The sequence below is a fragment of the Burkholderia sp. 22313 genome, assembly GCF_052045245.1.
Lineage (GTDB): Bacteria > Pseudomonadota > Gammaproteobacteria > Burkholderiales > Burkholderiaceae > Burkholderia.
In genome coordinates, this window is sequence record NZ_JBQEON010000029.1 from 57,296 (window position 1) to 76,314 (window position 19,019).

Genomic DNA, 19,019 nt, shown 5'->3' on the forward strand with positions numbered 1-19,019 from the left:
CGCGATCATGCGCTCGTCGTCGAGAGCCCGTGCTGGCACGCCGGCACGAACGCGCTCGCGATGATCGCGTAGCGGTGCGCGCCTTGCTGCTCGTTCAGCCGACATCGGCTCGATGAGAATCGACTGGCGGGGTTTGCCGAACCATCGGCCGGTGCGAGGTCAGGCGGCACTCAACCACGCACTGACGACGTCGCCGCCGAGCGCGTCGAGCGCGCCGTCGTAGACGATCCGCCCCCGGCCCATGACCGCGACGCGCTGCGCAAGCCGCGGCGCGAGCTGCAGCCGCTGTTCGATCAGCAGGATCGCGACGCCGTCGGCCCGCAGCGCGGCGAGACACGCGGCGACCTCGTCGACCGCCAGCGGCGCAAGCCCTTCGGCCGGTTCGTCGACGATCAGCACGCGCGGGCGGCTCGCGAGCGCGCGCACCAGCGCGAGCACCTGCTGTTCGCCGCCGGACAGCCGCCCGGCCTTCACGTCCGCGCGCGCGGCCAGCAGCGGAAAGCGGGCGAACAACCGATTGAGCGCGGTGCGTTCGGCCTCGCCGCGTGCCCCGCGCAGCCCGAGCCGCAGGTTGTCGCGCACGCTCAGCAGCGGAAACACGTCGCGGCTTTCGGCGACGTAGGCCACGCCGCGCCGCGCGATCTCGAACGTGCGGGCGCCCGCGCATTCGATTCCGGCGATGCGCACCGAGCCCGCGGTACGCACGAGCCCCATCACGGCCTTCGCGAGCGTCGAGCGGCCCGAGCCATTGCGGCCGAGCAGCGCGAGCGTCTCGCCCGGCGCGAGTATGAGCTCGACGCCGTCGAGCACGGGCTGCATCCCGTACCACGCGCGCAGTCCGCGAATGTCGAGCAGCACGCTCATGCGCCCTCGCCCAGATAGGCGGCGCGCACGGCAGGATCGGCGCGGATCGCGTCGGGCGTACCGGTCGCGACCACCGTGCCGCGCACGAGCACCGTGATGCGCTCGGCGAAGCCGAACACCGCATCCATGTCGTGCTCGATCATCAGCACCGTGCGGCCCTGCGTCGTCGCGCGCATCAGCGCGATCATCCGCGCCGCCTGGTCGCGGTTCATGCCGGCCGTCGGTTCGTCGAGCAACAGCGTGCGGGCGCCGCTCGCGAGCGCGATGCCGAGATCGAGCGCGCGCTGTTCCGCATAGCCGAGCTCGCCGGCCGGCGCATCGCGCCGCGGGTCGAGGCCGATGTCGTGCAGCACGCGGGCGGCCACGCGATCGACCGACGCCGACTCGCGCAGCCGGTTCCACCAGCGGCGCCGCTCGTCCGGCGCGTGCAACGCCGCGCAGCGCAGGTTGTCGAATACGCTCAGCCGCGCGAACGCGCTGGTCTGCTGGAAACTGCGGCCGATACCGAGCCGGCTCGCGACGACCGGCCCGCGCCCGCGCAACTCGACGCCGTGCAGCACGACGCGTCCGCGCGTCGGCCGCGTCGCGCCGGCAATCACGCCGAACAGCGTCGACTTGCCCGCGCCGTTCGGTCCGATCAGCGCATGGCGCTCGCCGGCCGATACGCTCAGGTCGATACCGTCGAGCACCGTTTGCGCACCGAAGCGCTGCACGATCCCGTGGAGCGCGATCGCGTTGCCGTTCATCGCCCGTCCTCCCGCTTGCCGTGCCCGTGGTTCATCAACCGCGCGCGCCAGCCCCACAGCAGCGTGCCGATGCCGGCCGCCGAGCACGCGACGGCCCAGCCGGCCGGCGCATCGGCGTCGATGCCCCACGCGCCGAACGCGATCCCCGCGCCATCGTCCTGCGCGAAACGCCACGCATAGCCGAGCTCGGCCGCGCAGACGATCGCGACGCCCCAGAACACGCACGCGCCGACGCCGCACAGCATGCGCCAGCGCTCGGCGGCCGGCGCGTCGCGGCGCAACGCGTGCGCGAGCGCCGGTACGATGCCCGCGATCCCGCGCGGCGCGGCGACCACGACCGCCACGAACAGCACGCCGAGATACAGCGCCCAGGCACGCGACACGCCCGCGACGATCACGCTCAGCGCGGTCAGCACCACCGCACCGGCCGCCGGCCCGAAGAACGTGCCGGTGCCGCCGATCACCGCGGCGATCAGCACGGTCGCCGAACGCGCCATCGACACGCTGTCGGGCGTCGCGATCTCGACGTCGATCAGCGTCAGCGTGCCGGCGATGCCCGCGAAGAACGACGCGCAGGTGACCATTGCGAGCCGCACGCGGCGCGGCTCGGTGCCCAGCGCGGCAACGCGCGCGGGGTTGTCGCGCACCGCGTTCGCGAGCCGCGCGAGCGGCGTGCGCGTCAGCGCGTGCATCGCGAGCGCCGACACGATGCACCATGCGGCGATCACCGTGTAAGCCTGGGTCTGCGCACCGAACTGCCAGGCGCCCCATGGCGTGCCGCTCGCGCGGTCGATCGGCACGCCGCCGAGACCGCCGAACCATGCGGGCACGCTCCACGCGGCCGCCGCGACGCACTCGCCGAGACCCAGCGTGATCATCGCGAACACGGTGCCCGCACGACGGGTCGCGAGCAGGCCGGCGACGCACCCGAAGCCCGCGCCGGCCGCGCCGCCGACGAGCGGCAACAGCGGCAACGGACCGCCGACGCGATTGAACCAGTGCGCGGCGGCGAACGCGCCGAGGCCCGCGAACGCGGCATGGCCGAACGACAGCAGCCCGGTCGTGCCGAGCTGGAGGTTGTACGACAGCGCGAGCACGACGAGCGCGGCCGTCTGCGCGAGATAGCCGAGCACCGCGCCATGCGGCCACAGCCACGCGGGCAACGCCAGGCACGCGGCGAACAGCCCCCAGCGCAGCGCGCCGGTCAGCCAGCCGGCCGGTGCGCGGTTATCCATCGACACGCTCGCCGAACAGCCCGCGCGGACGAACGACCAGCACCGCGACGAGCAGCAGGTACGGAACCAGCGGGGCGAGCTGCGCGATCGACACGGCCGCAACGCTGTCGGGCAGCGCGATGCCGGCCCATTGCACGATGTCGTGCAGCGACGTGTCGCTGGCGGCCGCGAAGGTCTGTGCGAAGCCGACCGCGAGCGACGCGACGAACGCGCCGCCGAGCGAACCGAGCCCGCCGATCACGACGACCGCGAACACCACCGACCCGACCGTCTCGGCCAGCGCCGGCTCGATCACCGCGAGCGGCGCGCCGATCACGCCGGCCAGCGCCGCGAGCGCGGTGCCCGCGCCGAACAGGCCCGTCATCATGCGCGGCACGTCGTAGCCGAGCGCCTCGACGGCCGCGCGATGCGTGAGCGCGGCACGCACGACGAGCCCGATGCGCGACACCCGCAGCAGCGCGCCGAGCGCGACCAGCATCGCCGTGGACATCGCCATCATGAACAGGCGATAGCGCGGCAGCGCGAGGCCGAACACGGTCACGGGCGCGCCGTCGAACAGCGGCGGCATCGGTGCCGGCAGCGGCGCGAGGCCCCACAGGAGTTTCGCGCCCTCGCCGATCAGGTACGCAAGGCCGAAGGTCAACAGCAGTTCGCTCGTGTGGCCGCCGCGCGCCTGCACGCGGCGCAGCAGCCAGCGCTCGCAGCCGGCACCGAGCAGCCCGACCGCGAGCGGCGCGAGCACGAGCGCGGCCCAGAACCCGGCGCGGGCTGCAATGCTGTAGCCGACGTACGCGCCGAGCATGTAGAAACTCGCATGCGCGAAGTTGAGCACGCCCTGCACGCTGAAGATCAGCGTGAGGCCGGCCGACAGCATGAACAGCAGCAACCCGTAGCTGAGGCCGTTGAACGCCTGGAGCGCGAACGCGTGCACCGCCGCGCGCCCGTCAGCCGGCGAGCGGTTCGAGCGCCGCGCGCAGCGCGTCCGGCAGCGCGACCGGGCGGCGCGTGCCGCGATCGACGTACACGTGCACGAAGTGCCCCTGCGCGGCCGGCGCGGCTTCCCCGGCCGCGAACAGGCCGATCTCGTAGCGCACGCTCGACGTGCCGAGCGTCGCGACGCGCAGCCCGGCATCGACCGACTGCGGAAACACGAGCGGCGCGAAGTAGTTGCACTGCGTCTCGACCACGAGCCCGATCGTCTGCCCGTGCTCGACGTCGAGCACGCCCGCGCGGATCAGGTACGCGTTCACGACGGTGTCGAAGTAGCTGTAGTAGACGACGTTGTTCACGTGCCCGTAGACGTCGTTGTCCATCCAGCGGGTCGTGATCGGCAGGAAGTGGCGATAGGCGTCGCGCGGACGCGGCTGCGGCTTGTCGGACATGGCGATGGTGCTCAGGACGGTCGGAACGATGGGGACGGCGCGGGGCCGCCGTGCGGGACGGCAGGCCGGCACACGGTGGCCGGTCGCGTCGCGCTCGGGCGCGGCGCAGCGGACGACATGGCGGAAGCGGCGCGGCCCGTCACTGCCCCGCTCGATCGACGAATTCGAAATCGAGGCCGCGCGCGCGCATCCAGTCGGCCAGCGCGTAGCCGGTGCCGGCGCGCCACGGGCGCAGCAGCGGCGGATCGACGAGCCGGTATTCGAGCAGCTCCGGCGACAGCACGACGGTGCCCGATGCGCGCACGTGGTACGCGATGATCAGCTCGTTCTTGCGCATGAATTCATAGACGCCGACGAGCGTGACCTGCTCGGCCTTCAGCGCGGTTTCCTCGAACACCTCGCGCGCGATGCCGTCCTCGGGCGTCTCGCCGTTCTCGAGGAAGCCGGTGATCAGCGCGAACATCCCCTCCGGCCAGGCCGCGTTGCGCGCGAGCAGGATCTTGCCGTCGAGCTCGACGATCGCGGCGACCACCGGCAGCGGGTTGTTCCAGTGCACGTAGCCGCACACGTCGTCCGGGCAGGCCTGGCGCACGCGGCCGCCCTCGTGTTCGGGATCGGCGCGCTCGGTCAGCGGACGCGCGCAGCGCGGGCAAAAACGATAGTCGGCGGTGGTCATCGATGGGGATCTGGCGAGCGCCCGGCACGCAGCCGGCCGCCGCGTCGCGCGCCCGCTCGGCGCGGGAAAGGCTTCATTCTAGCGAGTTTGCCCGCGCCGCAGACGATCCGGCCCCGATGATGTCAGGGTTGCGCGCGGGGTGGCGTGCGCCCGCGTGCCGCGGTCGCCGCGAAGCCGGCGGCACCGGCGAGCAACGCGCCCGCCGCGACCCACAGCGCCGGCGAGAACGACCCGAAGCGCGCGGTCAGCGGCGCCGCGACGAGCGGGCCGAGAATCTGCCCGACCCCGTACGACGCGGTCGCATAGCCCATCAGCCCGGCCGCGCGATCGCCGTGCAGGCGCCGCGCCTCGCGCATCGCAAACAGCGTGATCGCGGTGAACGGCAGGCCGAGCAGCGCGCTGCCGGCCGAGAAGCCGGCCGCGTTCGGCCACACGATCCCCGCCGCGATGCCGAGCGCCTGCGTCGCGCAGCCGGCGGCGAGCAGCCGCCGGTTGTCCCAGTGGCCGGGCAGCCGCGAGGCCGCGATCGCGCCGACGATCAGCGCCGCGCCGAACATCGGCCAGAACAGGTCCGGCCACGGCGAGCCGGCCGGCAGCGCGGCACGCGCGATCACTGGCAGGAACGTCGCGGTGATGATGTAGCCGAAACCCGGCATCCCGTACAGCACGACGAGCCACGCAGCGTCGGCCCGACGGCGCCGCGCGTCGGGCGGCGCGGCGGACGACGCCGCATGCCGGGCGGGCGCGGCCGGCGACGCGACTGCCGGCGCCGGCACGGAACCGAACGTGCGCCAGATCGCGACCGACAGCACCGCCGACAACGCCGCAAACCCGAGCCAGCCGGGCGCCGCGCGATGGCCGGCCAGCGCGCTGCCGATCAGCCCCGTCAGCACGATGCCGACACCCGGCCCCGCGTAAATCACCCCGCTCCACTCGGGCGCGTGCAGTTCGGTGAGCCGCCGCAGCCCCCATTGCGACACGAACACGAAGGTCCAGGCACTGACGACGCCCGCGACGAACCGCACCACGAGCCACACGGACAGCAGATGGCCGACGCCCATCGCAGCGGTCAGCAACACGGTGGCGGCCAGCCCGAAGCGCACCATCCGCGCGGGCGCGACCCGCAGCGCCGCACAGCTGACCGCGCCGACGAAATAGCCCGCGTAGTTCGCCGACGCGAGCCAGCTGCCGGCCTTCAGGCCGATCGAGCCGTCGCCGAGCATCAGCGGCAGCAGCGGCGTAAACGCGAAGCGGCCGACGCCGAGCGCGACCGCGAGCCCGATCATGCAGGCGAGCGCGGCCGCGCGGGCACGGCGGTCGCCGTCATCGGCGGACAGGTGCGCATCGGCGGCGGCGCTGGGGGCATCGGAACGGGACATGGCGGCATGGGCCGCGCGCGGTGCGCGCCGGCCGGAACGGAAATCGGAATGTCGGTATCGTAGCTTGACCAAACATTCTCGAAAAATGAATAATTGAGAATCCATCCATCGCATGGAGAGAATCATGGATCTGGCGGCGCTGGCGATTTTCCGGGCGGTCGTGCGCGAGAACGGCGTGACGCGCGCGGCGGCGAAGCTCAATCGCGTGCAGTCGAACGTGACGACGCGCATCAAGCAGCTCGAGGAGGAACTCGGCGCGGCGCTGTTCGTGCGTGACGGGCGCCGGCTCGTGCTCACGCCGGCCGGGCATACGCTGCTGCCGTACGCGGAGCGGCTGCTCGCGCTCGCCGACGAGGCGCGCGACGCGGTGCGCGAGGACACCCCGCGCGGGCGGCTGCGGCTCGGCACGATGGAGAGCACGGCCGCGAGCCGGCTGCCGACCGTGCTCGCGCGCTATCACCATGCGTGGCCCGACGTGTCGCTGGAACTCGTGACCGGCACGACCGGCTGGCTGATCGACAAGGTGCGCGACTTCGAGATCGACGCGGCGCTGTTCGCGCGCCCGCCCGCGCCGGACACGCTGCCCGACACGTTCGAAACGGTGCCGGTCTTCCGCGAGGAACTGGTGCTGCTGACGCCGCGCGGCCATCCGCCGGTGCGCACGCCGCGCGACGTGATCCTGCCGACGCTGATCGCGTTCGAGCGCGGCTGCACGTACCGGAAGTACGTCGAGCAATGGTATGCGGCGCACGGGATGAAACCCGCGCGCGTGCTGGAACTCGGCTCGTATCACGCGATCGTCGCGTGCGTCGCGGCCGGCGCGGGCATCGCGGTCGCGCCGCGTTCGGTGCTCGAGCTGCAGCCCGAGACCGGCAACGTCACGGCCCACACGATCGCAGAGCTCGACGGGATCGACACGCTGCTCGCGTGGCGGCACGGTTACGCGTCGGCGGCGCTCGCCGCGTTGCGCGATGCGCTCGGCGAGGCCGCGCGGGAACCGGGCGATGCGGCGAAGGCCGCGGCGGTGCCGGTGTCGGCCTGAATCCGGATCGGCGGCTCGGGCGGCCGCCGGCAGCCGTTCCTCCTTCGCACCGGCGAAAACAAAACGACCCGACCGGCACACCTGCCGATCGGGTCGTTGTTGGATGCGAGGCGATACGGTCGGTGCAACCGCATCGCGTCAACCGTGACGATCAAAGACGCGCTTCGACCCAGCCCTTGACGCCTGCCAGCGCGCCCGGCAGGTTCGCCGGCTCCGTGCCGCCTGCCTGCGCCATGTCCGGACGGCCGCCGCCCTTGCCGCCGACTTGCTGCGCGACGAAGTTCACGAGCTCGCCGGCCTTGACCTTCTTGCTCGCGTCCGGCGTGACGCCCGCGATCAGGCTGACCTTGCCGCCTTCGACGGCCGCCAGCACGATCGCCGCGCTCTTCAGCTTGTCCTTCAGCTTGTCGACCGTTTCGCGCAGCGTCTTCGCGTCCGCGCCGTCGAGCGTCGCGGCCAGCACGTACACGCCGGCGATCTCGACGGCCTGCTGCGCGAGCTCGTCGCCCTGGCTCGACGCCAGCTTCGACTTCAGCGCGCCCAGTTCCTTCTCGAGCGACTTCACCTGGTCCTGCACCTGCGCGATACGCTGCGTGAGCTCCGACGGCTGCGCCTTCAGCGCGGCTGCCGCTTCGTTCACGCGCGCGTCGAGCGCTTGCACGTAGCGCACCGCGTTGTCGCCGGTGATCGCCTCGACCCGGCGGATGCCGGCCGCGACGCCGCCTTCGACGACGATCTTGAACAAGCCGATGTCACCGGTGCGGTGCACGTGCGTGCCGCCGCACAGTTCGCGCGAGAAGCCGAGATCGAGCACGCGGACTTCATCGCCATACTTCTCGCCGAACAGCGCCATCGCGCCGCCCTTCACCGCTTCGTCGTACGGCAGCACGCGCACGATGCCCGGCGCGTTGGCCAGAATCTCGTTGTTGACGATCTGCTCGACGCGACGGATTTCGTCGTCGGTCATCGGCGCGTTGTGCGCGAAGTCGAAGCGGGTCTTCTCCGCGTCGACGAGCGAACCCTTCTGCTGCACGTGTGCGCCGAGCACTTCACGCAGCGCCTTGTGCATCAGGTGGGTGGCCGAGTGGTTGCGCTGCGTGCGGGCGCGGCGGTGCGCGTCGATTTCCGCGCGCAGCACGTCGCCGACCTTCAGCGTGCCTTGTTCAAGCGTGCCGTGATGGCCGATCACGTCGGCCTGCACCTTCAGCGTGTCGGCCACCGCGAAGCGCGTCGCGGCGTTCGCGAGCACGCCCTGGTCACCGACCTGGCCGCCCGATTCCGCGTAGAACGGCGTGTGGTCGAGCACGACGACCGCATCCTGGCCGTGCTTCACTTCGTTGACCGATGCGCCGTCGACGTACAGCGCGACGACCTTCGCATCGTCGAACGCGATTTCTTCATAGCCGTGGAACGTGGTCTTCGCGCCCGAGTATTCGAGGCCCTGCGCGGCCTTGAACTTGCCGGCCGCGCGCGCCTGCTCGCGCTGGCGCGCCATCGCATCGTCGAATGCCGGTTCGTCGACCGTCATCCCGCGCTCGCGGCACACGTCGGCCGTCAGATCCAGCGGGAAGCCGTAGGTGTCGTGCAGCTTGAACGCGAGTTCGCCGTCGAGCACCTTGCCGCCCTTCGCGTCGACGTCGGCGAGTGCCGCTTCGAGGATCGACATCCCGTGCTCGATCGTCTCGAAGAAGCGCTCTTCTTCCTGACGCAGCACATCGGTCACGCGCTGCTCGGCTTCCTTCAGCTCCGGATAGGCTGCGCCCATCTCGGCGACGAGGTCGGCCACCAGCTTGTGGAAGAACGCGCCCTTGCGGCCGAGCTTGTAGCCGTGGCGGATCGCGCGGCGCACGATGCGGCGCAGCACGTAGCCGCGGCCTTCGTTGCCGGGGATCACGCCGTCGACGATCAGGAACGCGCATGCGCGGATGTGATCGGCGATCACCTTCAGCGAGTTGTTCGTGAGGTCGCTGATCTCGGTCACGCGCGCGGCGGCCTTGATCAGGTTCTGGAACAGGTCGATCTCGTAGTTGCTGTGCACGTGCTGCAGCACCGCGGCGAGACGCTCGAGACCCATCCCGGTATCGACCGACTGCTTCGGCAGGCGCGTCATGTTGCCCTGCGCGTCGCGGTTGAACTGCATGAACACGAGGTTCCAGATCTCGATGTAGCGATCGCCGTCTTCTTCAGGCGACCCCGGCGGGCCACCCCACACGTCCGGGCCGTGGTCGTAGAAGATTTCGGTACACGGGCCGCACGGGCCGGTGTCGCCCATCGTCCAGAAGTTGTCCGACGCGTAGCGCGCGCCCTTGTTGTCGCCGATCCGGATGATCCGCTCGGTCGGCACGCCGACTTCCTTCGCCCAGATGTCGTACGCTTCGTCGTCTTCCTGGTAGACGGTGACCCACAGCTTGTCCTTCGGCAGCTGGTAGACCGTGGTCAGCAGCTCCCACGCGAAGCGGATCGCGTCGTGCTTGAAGTAGTCGCCGAACGAGAAGTTGCCGAGCATCTCGAAGAACGTGTGGTGACGCGCCGTGTAGCCGACGTTCTCGAGGTCGTTGTGCTTGCCGCCCGCGCGCACGCTGCGCTGCGCCGTCGTGGCGCGCGTGTACGGACGCGGGTCCGTGCCGAGGAACACGTCCTTGAACTGGACCATGCCCGAGTTCGTGAACATCAGCGTGGGGTCGTTACCGGGCACGAGGCTCGACGAGCGGACGATCGTGTGGCCCTTCGATTCGAAGAATTTGAGGAATTTCTCGCGGATTTCGGCAGCTTTCATGGCGTGCGGGGAATGTCTGGCTGAGACGGCTTCAAACGCCGGCCGTCCTCGCGGACGCACGGCGGGCAAATATCGTAAACGGTCGATTATACGATACAGATCGTCGGCCCAGACCGCAGCGGCCCGCCGCGCCGGACGACCGGCCTGGGCCACTCGCGCGGCCGATTCGCCTTAAGATGCTCGGCATGCCAATTCGCCTTGCCCCGGCGCGGCGAGCCATGAAAGGAGACGATTCGACGATGGGTGCCCTGAGCCATATCCGCGTGCTGGACCTGACCCGCGTGCTCGCGGGCCCGTGGTGCGCGCAGACGCTTGCCGACTTCGGCGCGGACGTGATCAAGGTCGAGCGCCCCGGCGCCGGCGACGACACGCGCCACTGGGGGCCGCCGTACCTGAAGGACGCGGCCGGCGCCGATACGGCCGAGGCCGCGTACTACCTCGCGGCGAACCGCAACAAGCGCTCGGTGACGATCGATATCGCGACGCCCGAAGGCCAGCAGATCGTGCGCGAGCTGGCCGCGCAGAGCGACGTCGTGCTCGAGAACTACAAGGTCGGGCAGTTGAAGAAATACGGGCTCGATTACGACTCGCTGCGCGCGGTGAAGCCCGATCTCGTCTACTGCTCGGTCACGGGCTTCGGCCAGACCGGCCCGTATGCGCACCGCGCGGGCTACGACTTCATCGTCCAGGGGATCGGCGGCTTCATGAGCATCACCGGCGAGCGCGACAGCGAGCCGGGCGGCGGCCCGCAGAAGGCCGGCGTCGCGATCGCCGATCTCGCGACGGGCCTCTATTCGACGATCGCGGTGCTCGCCGCGCTCGCGCACCGCGACCGCACGGGCGAAGGCCAGTACATCGACATGGCGCTGCTCGACGTGCAGGTCGCGCTGCTCGCGAACATGAACACCAACTTCCTCGCGAGCGGCAAGCCGCCGGTGCGCTGGGGCAACGCGCACCCGAACATCGTGCCGTACCAGACGTTCCAGACGCGCGACGGCTGGATCATCGTCGCGGTCGGCAACGACGGGCAGTTCCGCAAGTTCGTCGAGGCCGGCGGCCGGCCCGAGCTGGCTGACGACGAACGGTTCGCGACCAACCCGGCGCGCGTGCGCCAGCGCGACACGCTGGTGCCGATCCTGGCCGAGATGGTGAAGGCACGCGACAAGGCCGACTGGATCGGCGCGCTGGAAGCGGCCGGCGTCCCGTGCGGGCCGATCAACGAACTCGACGAGGTGTTCGACAACGAGCAGGTGGTCGCGCGCGGGATGCAGGTGTCGCTGCCGCATCCGTGCGGCGCGGACGTAAAGCTCGTGCGCAATCCGATCCGGATGAGCGCGACGCCGCCCGATGCGCGCACCGCCCCGCCGCAGCTCGGCGCGCAGACGGAAGACGTGCTGCGCGACATGCTCGGCTACGACGCTGCGCGCATCGCGGCGCTGAAGGAGAAGCAGGCGATCTGAGCGGGTCGGGACGGGCGCGCGGCGGCCGGTACGGGACGCGGGCGTCGCGGTCGCATGCGCCGGCGTGCGCGCCCGCCGGCGCCAGGAACGCGCGGATCCGCGCGGGTCTCGTGGCGAGCGGCTAACGGCTAACGCGCCAGCGCATCGAGCCAGCCGCGCGCCTGCGGCCAGTCGCCGAGCCCGCTGTCCGCATTGATGTGGCCGCGCGGGCCGATGTCATGGAATGCACTGCCCCACGCGTTTGCGCAACCGCGCGCGAATGCGATCGAGCCATAGGGATCGTCGGTGCTTGCGACCACGCCGGTCGGAAACGGCAGCCGTTCGCGCGGCACCGGCCCGAAGCCATGCGCGTCGGCCGGAAACGCCGGCCCGACCGGATCGGGCAACGCGACCAGCAGCGCGCCGCGCACCTTCGCCAGCGCGGCCGGCCGCGCGTAGCGGGTCGCCCACCACGCGGTGGTCAGGGTGCCGAGACTGTGCGCGGCGATCGTCACGGGGCCGGGCGCGGCTTCGACCGCGCGGTCGAGCGCGAGACACCAGCCGTTGCGGAACGCACGGTCCCAGTCGGGCATCGCAATGCGCACGAAACGCGCGTCGGCGCGCTCCCAGCGGCTTTGCCAGTGGAACGGACCGGAGTTGCCGTAGCCCGGCAGCACGAAAACGGGAGAGTCGCTCATGGAAGATTCGTCGACGCATGATGTCGTTATGTGACGCCGACGAAGTGTCGCACACCCGCTCCTCCCTGAGGCTGCCTGTCGAATGAATCGCGGAATGGATGTGCGGAGGATGAGCGGGTCGTGACGTGCACACATGCCGTCACGACCGCCGGCCGGCGCTCAGGCGCGCCGGCTTCGATCAGCGCACGCCGGCGCCGACCAGGCCGCCTGCCGCCGCGCCGGCCACCGTGCCGACCGGGCCGCCCGTGATCAGGTAGCCGAGCGCGCCGCCCGCGGCCGCGCCGATCCCGGCATTACGCTGCGTATGCGTCATCGCGCATGCGCCGAGTTGCGACAGGGCCGCGACGATTACCGCGGTACGAACGAGAAAAGTCGTCTTCTTCATCATGATTGTTGGCTTCCTCCCGCCAGGCAAAAAGTGCACGTGGCGGCATTGAATCGGTAAAGCCATCATAGGAAAACCCGAACGCGCCGGGCAATCCGATTTACGTCGTGTTACAGCCGACACACACTCGAGATATTGCGGTACGCATCGCGAACCGGCCGGCGCCGCGCCGCAACCCGCGCGGGACGGACCCCGGTCAGGTAGAATTACAGGATTAAACCGGCGCGACGCGCCGACGACACAACCTGACGCCAACCGCATGAGCACCGAACGCAACGACGCCCCCGCGGCTTCCAACTTCATCCGCAACATCATCGACGACGACAACCGCACCGGCAAATGGAGCGGCCGCGTCGAGACGCGCTTCCCGCCCGAGCCGAACGGTTATCTGCACATCGGCCATGCGAAGAGCATCTGCCTGAACTTCAGCGTCGCGCGCGACTACGGCGGCGTGTGCCACCTGCGCTTCGACGACACGAACCCGGAAAAGGAAAGCGTCGAGTACGTCGACTCGATCGTCGACGCGGTGCGCTGGCTCGGCTTCGACTGGCGCAAGGACGCGGTCGATCACCAGTATTTCGCGAGCGACTACTACGACAAGCTGTACGAATTCGCCGAGCTGCTGATCCAGCGCGGCAAGGCCTACGTCGACAGCCAGAGCGCCGATGAAATGCGCGCGAACCGCGGCTCGCTGACCGAAGGCGGCAAGGCGTCGCCGTTCCGCGCGCGTTCGCCCGAGGAAAACCTCGACCTGTTCCGCCGGATGAAGGCCGGCGAGTTCAAGGAAGGCGAGCACGTGCTGCGCGCGAAGATCGACATGGCGTCGCCGAACATGAACATGCGCGACCCGGTGATCTACCGGATCCGCTATGCGCATCACTACCGCACCGGCGACACCTGGTGCGTGTATCCGATGTACGACTACACGCACTGCATCTCGGATGCGCTTGAAGGCATCACGCACTCGCTGTGCACGCTCGAGTTCGAGGATCACCGCCCGCTGTACGACTGGGTGCTGAACGAACTCGCGGAAGCCGGCATGTTCACGCGCCCGCTGCCGCAACAGATCGAATTCTCGCGCCTGAACCTCACGTACGCGATCACCAGCAAGCGCAAGCTGCTGCAGCTCGTGACCGAAGGCCACGTCGAGGGCTGGGACGATCCGCGGATGCCGACGATCGTCGGCATCCGCCGCCGCGGCTTCACGCCGGAGAGCATTCACCTGTTCTGCGAGCGCATCGGCGTGACCAAGGTCGATTCGTGGATCGACATGAGCGTGTTCGAAGGCGCGCTGCGCGACGACCTCGACGACAAGGCGCCGCGCTCGGTCGCCGTGCTCGATCCGCTGAAGCTCGTGATCGACAACTATCCGGAAGACCTCGAGGAAGCATGCACGGCCCCCGTGCATCCGCATCATCCGGAGCGCGGCGTGCGCACGTTCCCGATCTCGCGCGAGTTGTGGATCGAGCGCGAGGACTTCGTCGAGAACCCGCCGAAGGGTTATTTCCGCCTGTTCCCGGGCAACAAGGTGCGCCTGCGCTACGGCTACGTGATCGAATGCACGGGCTTCGACAAGGATGCCGACGGCAACGTGACGGCCGTGCACTGCAATTACTTCCCGGACAGCAAGTCGGGCACCGAAGGCGCGAACACCTACAAGGTCAAGGGCAACATCCACTGGGTCAGCGCGAAGCATGCGCAGGCGGCCGAAGTGCGGATCTACGACCGGCTGTTCAAGGAGCCGCACCCGGACGCGGGCGGCGCGAACTTCCTCGAGGCGCTGAACCCGGACTCGAAGAAGATCACGCAGGCCTATGTCGAACCGGGCGCCGGCGACGTCGCGCCGGAAACGCGCCTGCAGTTCGAGCGTCACGGCTACTTCGTCGCAGACCGTGTCGATTCGAAGCCGGGCAAGCCGGTGTTCAACCGGATCGTCGGGCTGCGCGACAGCTGGGGCAAGCCGGCCTGACGGCCTGCTCCGCGTGCGACGCGGCCGCCGCGAGGCTGCCGCCGCGCGATGAAAAAAAACCGACCCGGCGGGTCGGTTTTTTATTGCACGGGCGGAATCGAGGCGGGCCGCGCAGGCCGACCGCGCTCACTCACCCGTCAACCGCCGATGCAGATCCGCGAGCGACAGCGTCGTGCGAAACAGCCGCGCGAGACTGCGGCTCGCATACGCGTCGACGTCGCCGGGCGCGGTCCAGCGGTACGCGTCCATTTCGGGAATCAGCGAGCCGTCGCGACGGCTCGGGAACAGCGACGTGCACGTGCAGTGCGCGGGATCGATCTCGTCGTCCGCGACCCGCACCGCGAACAGGTGCAGGTCCTTGTCGTGACGGTACGCGAAGCGGCCGAGATCGACGAGCCGCGCGGGTGCGAACGCGATGCCGGTTTCCTCGCGCAACTCCCGCAGCGCCGCGTCGGCCGGCGTCTCGCCGGGCTCGCCCTGCCCCTTCGGGATGTCCCAGTGCGTGGTGTCGGTCGCGTGCGCGAGGAACACGCGGCCGGCGCCGTCGAGAATCACGACGCCGCACGATACCGTGCGCGGCACCCCGCTGCGCTTCATTGCACGCGCGCTCAGCGCTTCTGCAGCTGCCATTTGCCCGCGGCGGTCTTGCAGAAGACCGGCTTGAGCGTCAGCGTCTGGCCCTTCGCGGCGATCTCGGTGGCGATCTCGCGGCAGGTCTTGCCGTCGCTCTCGGACGTCGACGGCGTGAGCTTCGCATCGATCTGCGTACCGCGGCCGCTGCTCTGCCACGTCGTGGTCTCGCCGTCCTTGCCTTCGTCGCGCACTTGCGCGACGGCCTTGGTCAGCGACGCGCGGTCGGTCTTGCTGAAGTAGCTCAGCGGCGTGTCGTTCAGGAAGCCCAGGTTGCTCTGGGCATGGGCGGGCAGCATCGCGGCTGCGCACGCGGCACCGGCCAGCACGCGCGTGACGAGGGAAAGGGATGCACGCATCGACATGTGTTGTTCTCCTTGGATGTTCGATCGAACGGCGTGGCGGCGGAGCCGGCGAACCGGAGGCCGGCCATCCGGCACGCGCCACGCCCGTCAGCGAGCGAGCATAGCATGCGTGCCGCAGGCCACGCCTGCTAGCGGGCCGCCGACGCGCTCGCCGGTTGATATCCGTCGGTCAGCGTGTTCAGGAACGCGATCACGTCCTTGATCTCGGCCGCGTTCAGCGCGGGGGCATCGCCGCGCTTGCGGTCGAACGGCGGCTCGCGGTTGATGTTCGGCCAGTAGCGCTTCGGCAAATCGTCGTAGGCCTGCACCTTGCCGTGCACGACCGGATAGAACTTCTCCGGATGGATGTCGCGCTCGACGTAGAAGCGCATCACGTCCTCGAGCGAGTGATACACGCCATTGTGGAAGAACGTCTTGCGCAGCGCGACGTTGCGCAGCGACGGCGTGCGGAACAGCCCGCAGAACGCATCGCGGCCCTTCAGGTCGGTGCGCTCGGGGCCGCACGCGCCGAGATCGTAAAAGCGCGGATCGCGATTGACCGGCAGCGCGCGGTTGCGCGGCACCGCGATCGCGATCAGGCCGAAATCGCTGAACTGCGGCGGCGTGCCGTCGCGCGCGCGCTGGCTGATGTGGCAACTCGCGCAATTGCCCTTCTTCTCGTCGTTGAACAGCTGCAGCCCGTGCAATTCGGCCGGCGTGAGCGGGGTCTTGCCGGCGAGGTACGCGTCGTACTTGCTCGAATACGGCGAGAACAGCGCCGGGCTCTGCTCGAACGTCTCGAGCGCGCGCAACACGGCCTTGAACGCGGCCGCGTCGTCGTCGAGCACCTGCACGCCGAACACCGCGCGGAATTCGTTCGCATACGGCGCGGCCTTCACCGCCTGTGCGACCTTCGCCGGCGAGCTGTTCATCTCGAACGGCGACGTGAGCGGAATGCGCGCCTGCTCGGCGCCCGTGTCGACACGGCCGTCCCACGTGAGGCCGCCGGTCGGGCCCGCGTCCACGCTTTCATCGCCTTCGTCGTCGGAATCGTGGAAATGCTCGGTGAATGGCGGCACGCCCTGCAGATACTTGAGCGACGGCACCGCGCGGAAACCCGGGCGCTTCATGTCGTCGCCGCCGAACTGCACGGCCAGCGCATTCGGCGGGCCGAACGCGTGCTCGGGGCTGTGGCACGACGCGCACGCCAGCTTGCCGGAACCTGACAGCGTAGGGTCGAAGAAAAGTTGCTTGCCGAGCGCCGTCATCCGGCGCACGCCTTCGTAAACTTGCGCACGGGTCTGCGGCTGGTTCGCGGCGACCACCGGGCCGCTCGCGGCATTCGTTGCGGACACAACTGGTTGCATGGCGCCCGACGCAGACGACGTGCCCGCGGCCTGCGCGGCCGGCGTGCCGGCACCGGGCTGTCCGTCACAGCCGGCAAGGGTTGCAAGCGCTGCGGCCAGCGCGAGCGCGCCGGTCAGATGCAGCCACGAGCGCGCGAACGCGCCGGCTGCCGGTTGGCGAGGCTTCATCGATTCGTCGGAAAGTAGGTTCATGAGCGGCCGGAGTTTATGTCAGCCGCATGACCATTCCATGACGCCAAGCCGACAGCCAATCGAAAGGACGCCTACACCTTGCTGTCAAATCGCGCCCTCAAAATGCTGACACCCGGACACGCGACGGTCACCTTCGAGAACCGGCCGCAGACGGATGCTCCGGTCCCCCACGCGACAAGAGAGAGATGAGAGTAGAACGCATGAAGACCCACGCCTGGATTCGCTTTACACCGATCGCCGTTGCCGCGGCGGCCGCCCTCACCGCCTGCGGCGGCGACGACGTGCAGCAGCAAGGCCTGTCGACGGTGAAGAACGTCGTCGTGATCTACGCGGAAAACCGCAGCTTCGACAACCTGTACGGCAACTTCCCGGGCGCGAACGGCCTGCAGAACGTGACGGCAGCGAGCGCGCAGCAGAAGGACCGCAACGGCCAGCCGCTCGCGACGCTGCCGAAGGCCTGGGGCGGCCTGACCGCGAAGGGCGTGACGCCGGCCGTCACCGAAGCGATGACGGCCGACCTGCCGAACGCGCCGTTCGCGATCGACGACCCGAACGGTTTCAACACGTCGATGAGCGTGACGACGCGCGACCTGTATCACCGCTTCTACGAGAACCAGATGCAGATCAACGGCGGCAAGAACGACATGTTCGCCGCGTGGGCCGACTCCGGCGGCCTCGTGATGGGCCACTACACGCCCGACGCGACGAAGCTGCCGCTGTGGAAGATCGCGCAGCAGTTCACGCTCGCCGACAACTTCTTCATGGGCGCGTTCGGCGGCTCGTTCCTGAACCACCAGTACCTGATCTGCGCGTGCGCACCGTTCTACGCGAATGCGGACAAGAGCCCGGCGGCCGGTTCGATCTCGGCGGTCGCGGCCGACGGCAAGTCGCTGCAGCTCGCGGGCAACTCGCCGGCCTCCGCGCTCGACGGCGCGCCGAAGTTCGTGAACTCGGGCAACCTGACGCCGGACTTCTTCGCGATCAACACGATGCAGCCGCCGTACCAGCCGAGCGGCAACAAGGCCGCGGCGGGCGGCGACCCGAACCTCGCGGATCCGTCGGCCGCGACGACGCTGCCGGCCCAGACGCAGCAGAACATCGGCGACCTGATGACCCAGGCCGGCGTGTCGTGGGCGTGGTACGGCGGCGCCTGGAACCAGGCGCTGCAGGCCGCGCAGAGCGGCACCGCGAACGTGATCTACGGCCCGAACATGACGGCGCCGAACTTCCAGCCGCACCACCAGCCGTTCAACTACTACGCGAACCAGGCACCGGGCAGCACGAGCCGCGCGCAGCACCTGCTCGACGGCGGCACCGACGGCAGCGAGTTCATCAAGGCGATCGATGCCGGCACGCTGCCGCAAGTCGCGTTCTACAAGCCGCAGGGCAACCTGAACGAACACCCCGGCTACACGGACGTCGCGAGCGGCGACCAGCACATCGCGAACGTGCTCGCGCACCTGCAGGCCAGCCCGCAGTGGAAGAACATGGTCGTGGTCGTCACGTACGACGAAAACGGCGGCTTCTGGGATCACGTGTCGCCGCCGAAGGGCGATCGCTGGGGCCCGGGCACGCGGATTCCGGCGCTGATCGTGTCGCCGTTCGCGAAGAAGGGTTTCGTCGACCACACGCAGTACGACACCGCGTCGATCCTGCGCTTCATCACGCGCCGCTTCTCGCTGCCGCGCCTCGCGGGCCTGCAGCAACGCGACGACGCGCTGAAGGCGAACGGCGCGCAGCCGATGGGCGACCTGACGAACGCGCTCGCGCTGTCGCCGAACCTGTAACGGCATCGCGATCACCGCGAACGGGCCGGCCACGCCGCCAGCCCTGACGAACGAAGGGCGGCTCCGCGGAGCCGCCCTTTTTCATGCCGCGCGCGCGTTGCCGCGCGG

17 protein-coding genes are annotated in these 19,019 nt (G+C 69.8%); 4 read left to right on the forward strand and 13 right to left on the reverse strand.

The window, feature by feature from the left end:
- Positions 1-159: 159 nt before the first annotated feature.
- From ACTJKF_RS22605 to ACTJKF_RS22635, 7 genes are all read right to left on the reverse strand, one after another.
- Positions 160-864: an ABC transporter ATP-binding protein gene (locus ACTJKF_RS22605; RefSeq protein WP_440626270.1), complete on the reverse strand. Its 705-nt coding sequence runs from the start codon at positions 862-864 to the stop codon at positions 160-162.
- On the reverse strand, positions 861-1,610 hold the full coding sequence (locus ACTJKF_RS22610) for an ABC transporter ATP-binding protein (RefSeq protein ID WP_440626272.1): 750 nt from the start codon (positions 1,608-1,610) through the stop codon (positions 861-863). Before ACTJKF_RS22610 ends, ACTJKF_RS22605 begins: the two co-directional genes overlap by 4 nt.
- Positions 1,607-2,845 (reverse strand): branched-chain amino acid ABC transporter permease, encoded by a 1,239-nt coding sequence (locus ACTJKF_RS22615; RefSeq protein WP_440626274.1) that lies wholly within the window; start codon positions 2,843-2,845, stop codon positions 1,607-1,609. Before ACTJKF_RS22615 ends, ACTJKF_RS22610 begins: the two co-directional genes overlap by 4 nt.
- Complete coding sequence (locus ACTJKF_RS22620; protein WP_440626276.1) at positions 2,838-3,776, reverse strand: branched-chain amino acid ABC transporter permease; 939 nt, start codon at positions 3,774-3,776, stop codon at positions 2,838-2,840. The genes ACTJKF_RS22615 and ACTJKF_RS22620 overlap by 8 nt, the downstream gene beginning before the upstream one ends.
- A gap of 13 nt (positions 3,777-3,789) precedes the next feature.
- Positions 3,790-4,227 (reverse strand): acyl-CoA thioesterase, encoded by a 438-nt coding sequence (locus ACTJKF_RS22625; RefSeq protein ID WP_440626278.1) that lies wholly within the window; start codon positions 4,225-4,227, stop codon positions 3,790-3,792.
- Between the two features lie 139 nt (positions 4,228-4,366).
- A complete protein-coding gene (locus tag ACTJKF_RS22630) occupies positions 4,367-4,903 on the reverse strand; it encodes an NUDIX domain-containing protein (RefSeq protein ID WP_440626280.1) in 537 nt (178 codons plus the stop codon).
- A 122-nt stretch (positions 4,904-5,025) separates the two neighbouring features.
- Positions 5,026-6,282: a YbfB/YjiJ family MFS transporter gene (locus tag ACTJKF_RS22635; RefSeq protein WP_440626282.1), complete on the reverse strand. Its 1,257-nt coding sequence runs from the start codon at positions 6,280-6,282 to the stop codon at positions 5,026-5,028.
- A gap of 124 nt (positions 6,283-6,406) precedes the next feature.
- On the opposite strand from ACTJKF_RS22635, the gene ACTJKF_RS22640 reads away from it, so the two are divergent.
- On the forward strand, positions 6,407-7,324 hold the full coding sequence (locus ACTJKF_RS22640) for a LysR family transcriptional regulator (protein ID WP_440626284.1): 918 nt from the start codon (positions 6,407-6,409) through the stop codon (positions 7,322-7,324).
- Positions 7,325-7,475: 151 nt separating this feature from the next.
- On the opposite strand, the gene alaS is transcribed toward ACTJKF_RS22640, so the two are convergent.
- Positions 7,476-10,100, reverse strand: a complete 2,625-nt coding sequence (gene alaS, locus ACTJKF_RS22645) for an alanine--tRNA ligase (RefSeq protein WP_440626286.1) — start codon at positions 10,098-10,100, stop codon at positions 7,476-7,478.
- Between the two features lie 239 nt (positions 10,101-10,339).
- On the opposite strand from alaS, the gene ACTJKF_RS22650 reads away from it, so the two are divergent.
- Positions 10,340-11,560: a CaiB/BaiF CoA transferase family protein gene (locus tag ACTJKF_RS22650; RefSeq protein WP_440626288.1), complete on the forward strand. Its 1,221-nt coding sequence runs from the start codon at positions 10,340-10,342 to the stop codon at positions 11,558-11,560.
- Positions 11,561-11,688: 128 nt separating this feature from the next.
- On the opposite strand, the gene ACTJKF_RS22655 is transcribed toward ACTJKF_RS22650, so the two are convergent.
- Entirely contained in the window at positions 11,689-12,237 is a 549-nt protein-coding gene (locus ACTJKF_RS22655; protein ID WP_440626289.1) for an RBBP9/YdeN family alpha/beta hydrolase, read from the reverse strand.
- Between the two features lie 178 nt (positions 12,238-12,415).
- Positions 12,416-12,625, reverse strand: coding sequence for an ornithine acetyltransferase (locus tag ACTJKF_RS22660; protein ID WP_006497729.1), 210 nt, complete (start codon positions 12,623-12,625; stop codon positions 12,416-12,418).
- 256 nt (positions 12,626-12,881) lie between these two features.
- Between ACTJKF_RS22660 and ACTJKF_RS22665 the strand changes: the two genes are divergently transcribed.
- Positions 12,882-14,591, forward strand: coding sequence for a glutamine--tRNA ligase/YqeY domain fusion protein (locus ACTJKF_RS22665; protein ID WP_440626292.1), 1,710 nt, complete (start codon positions 12,882-12,884; stop codon positions 14,589-14,591).
- Positions 14,592-14,717: 126 nt separating this feature from the next.
- Here the strand turns inward: ACTJKF_RS22665 and ACTJKF_RS22670 are convergent, their stop codons facing one another.
- The 3 genes from ACTJKF_RS22670 to ACTJKF_RS22680 all read right to left on the reverse strand — a co-directional run bounded on the left by ACTJKF_RS22670 (position 14,718) and on the right by ACTJKF_RS22680 (position 17,100).
- A complete protein-coding gene (locus ACTJKF_RS22670; RefSeq protein WP_440626344.1) occupies positions 14,718-15,188 on the reverse strand; it encodes an NUDIX hydrolase in 471 nt (156 codons plus the stop codon).
- Between the two features lie 11 nt (positions 15,189-15,199).
- Positions 15,200-15,586 carry a hypothetical protein gene (locus tag ACTJKF_RS22675; protein WP_440626294.1) on the reverse strand — a complete coding sequence of 129 codons (387 nt, stop codon included), beginning with the start codon at positions 15,584-15,586 and terminating at the stop codon, positions 15,200-15,202.
- 128 nt (positions 15,587-15,714) lie between these two features.
- Positions 15,715-17,100 (reverse strand): cytochrome-c peroxidase, encoded by a 1,386-nt coding sequence (locus ACTJKF_RS22680; protein WP_440626296.1) that lies wholly within the window; start codon positions 17,098-17,100, stop codon positions 15,715-15,717.
- 209 nt (positions 17,101-17,309) lie between these two features.
- Here ACTJKF_RS22680 and ACTJKF_RS22685 point away from each other — a divergent pair, with 209 nt between their 5' ends.
- Positions 17,310-18,911 carry an acid phosphatase gene (locus ACTJKF_RS22685; RefSeq protein WP_440626298.1) on the forward strand — a complete coding sequence of 534 codons (1,602 nt, stop codon included), beginning with the start codon at positions 17,310-17,312 and terminating at the stop codon, positions 18,909-18,911.
- Positions 18,912-19,019 lie beyond the last annotated feature (108 nt).

Excerpts from the sequence above, each read along its gene's own strand:
- ACTJKF_RS22605 (WP_440626270.1), bottom strand. The coding sequence starts at position 864 with ATGAGCGTGCTGCTCGACATTCGCGGACTGCGCGCGTGGTACGGGATG.
- ACTJKF_RS22610 (WP_440626272.1), bottom strand. The coding sequence starts at position 1,610 with ATGAACGGCAACGCGATCGCGCTCCACGGGATCGTGCAGCGCTTCGGT.
- ACTJKF_RS22615 (WP_440626274.1), bottom strand. The coding sequence starts at position 2,845 with ATGGATAACCGCGCACCGGCCGGCTGGCTGACCGGCGCGCTGCGCTGG.
- ACTJKF_RS22625 (WP_440626278.1), bottom strand. The coding sequence starts at position 4,227 with ATGTCCGACAAGCCGCAGCCGCGTCCGCGCGACGCCTATCGCCACTTC.
- ACTJKF_RS22630 (WP_440626280.1), bottom strand. The coding sequence starts at position 4,903 with ATGACCACCGCCGACTATCGTTTTTGCCCGCGCTGCGCGCGTCCGCTG.
- ACTJKF_RS22635 (WP_440626282.1), bottom strand. The coding sequence starts at position 6,282 with ATGTCCCGTTCCGATGCCCCCAGCGCCGCCGCCGATGCGCACCTGTCC.
- ACTJKF_RS22640 (WP_440626284.1), top strand. The coding sequence starts at position 6,407 with ATGGATCTGGCGGCGCTGGCGATTTTCCGGGCGGTCGTGCGCGAGAAC.
- alaS (WP_440626286.1), bottom strand. The coding sequence starts at position 10,100 with ATGAAAGCTGCCGAAATCCGCGAGAAATTCCTCAAATTCTTCGAATCG.
- ACTJKF_RS22650 (WP_440626288.1), top strand. The coding sequence starts at position 10,340 with ATGGGTGCCCTGAGCCATATCCGCGTGCTGGACCTGACCCGCGTGCTC.
- ACTJKF_RS22655 (WP_440626289.1), bottom strand. The coding sequence starts at position 12,237 with ATGAGCGACTCTCCCGTTTTCGTGCTGCCGGGCTACGGCAACTCCGGT.
- ACTJKF_RS22660 (WP_006497729.1), bottom strand. The coding sequence starts at position 12,625 with ATGATGAAGAAGACGACTTTTCTCGTTCGTACCGCGGTAATCGTCGCG.
- ACTJKF_RS22665 (WP_440626292.1), top strand. The coding sequence starts at position 12,882 with ATGAGCACCGAACGCAACGACGCCCCCGCGGCTTCCAACTTCATCCGC.
- ACTJKF_RS22670 (WP_440626344.1), bottom strand. The coding sequence starts at position 15,188 with ATGAAGCGCAGCGGGGTGCCGCGCACGGTATCGTGCGGCGTCGTGATT.
- ACTJKF_RS22675 (WP_440626294.1), bottom strand. The coding sequence starts at position 15,586 with ATGTCGATGCGTGCATCCCTTTCCCTCGTCACGCGCGTGCTGGCCGGT.
- ACTJKF_RS22680 (WP_440626296.1), bottom strand. The coding sequence starts at position 17,100 with ATGAAGCCTCGCCAACCGGCAGCCGGCGCGTTCGCGCGCTCGTGGCTG.
- ACTJKF_RS22685 (WP_440626298.1), top strand. The coding sequence starts at position 17,310 with ATGAGAGTAGAACGCATGAAGACCCACGCCTGGATTCGCTTTACACCG.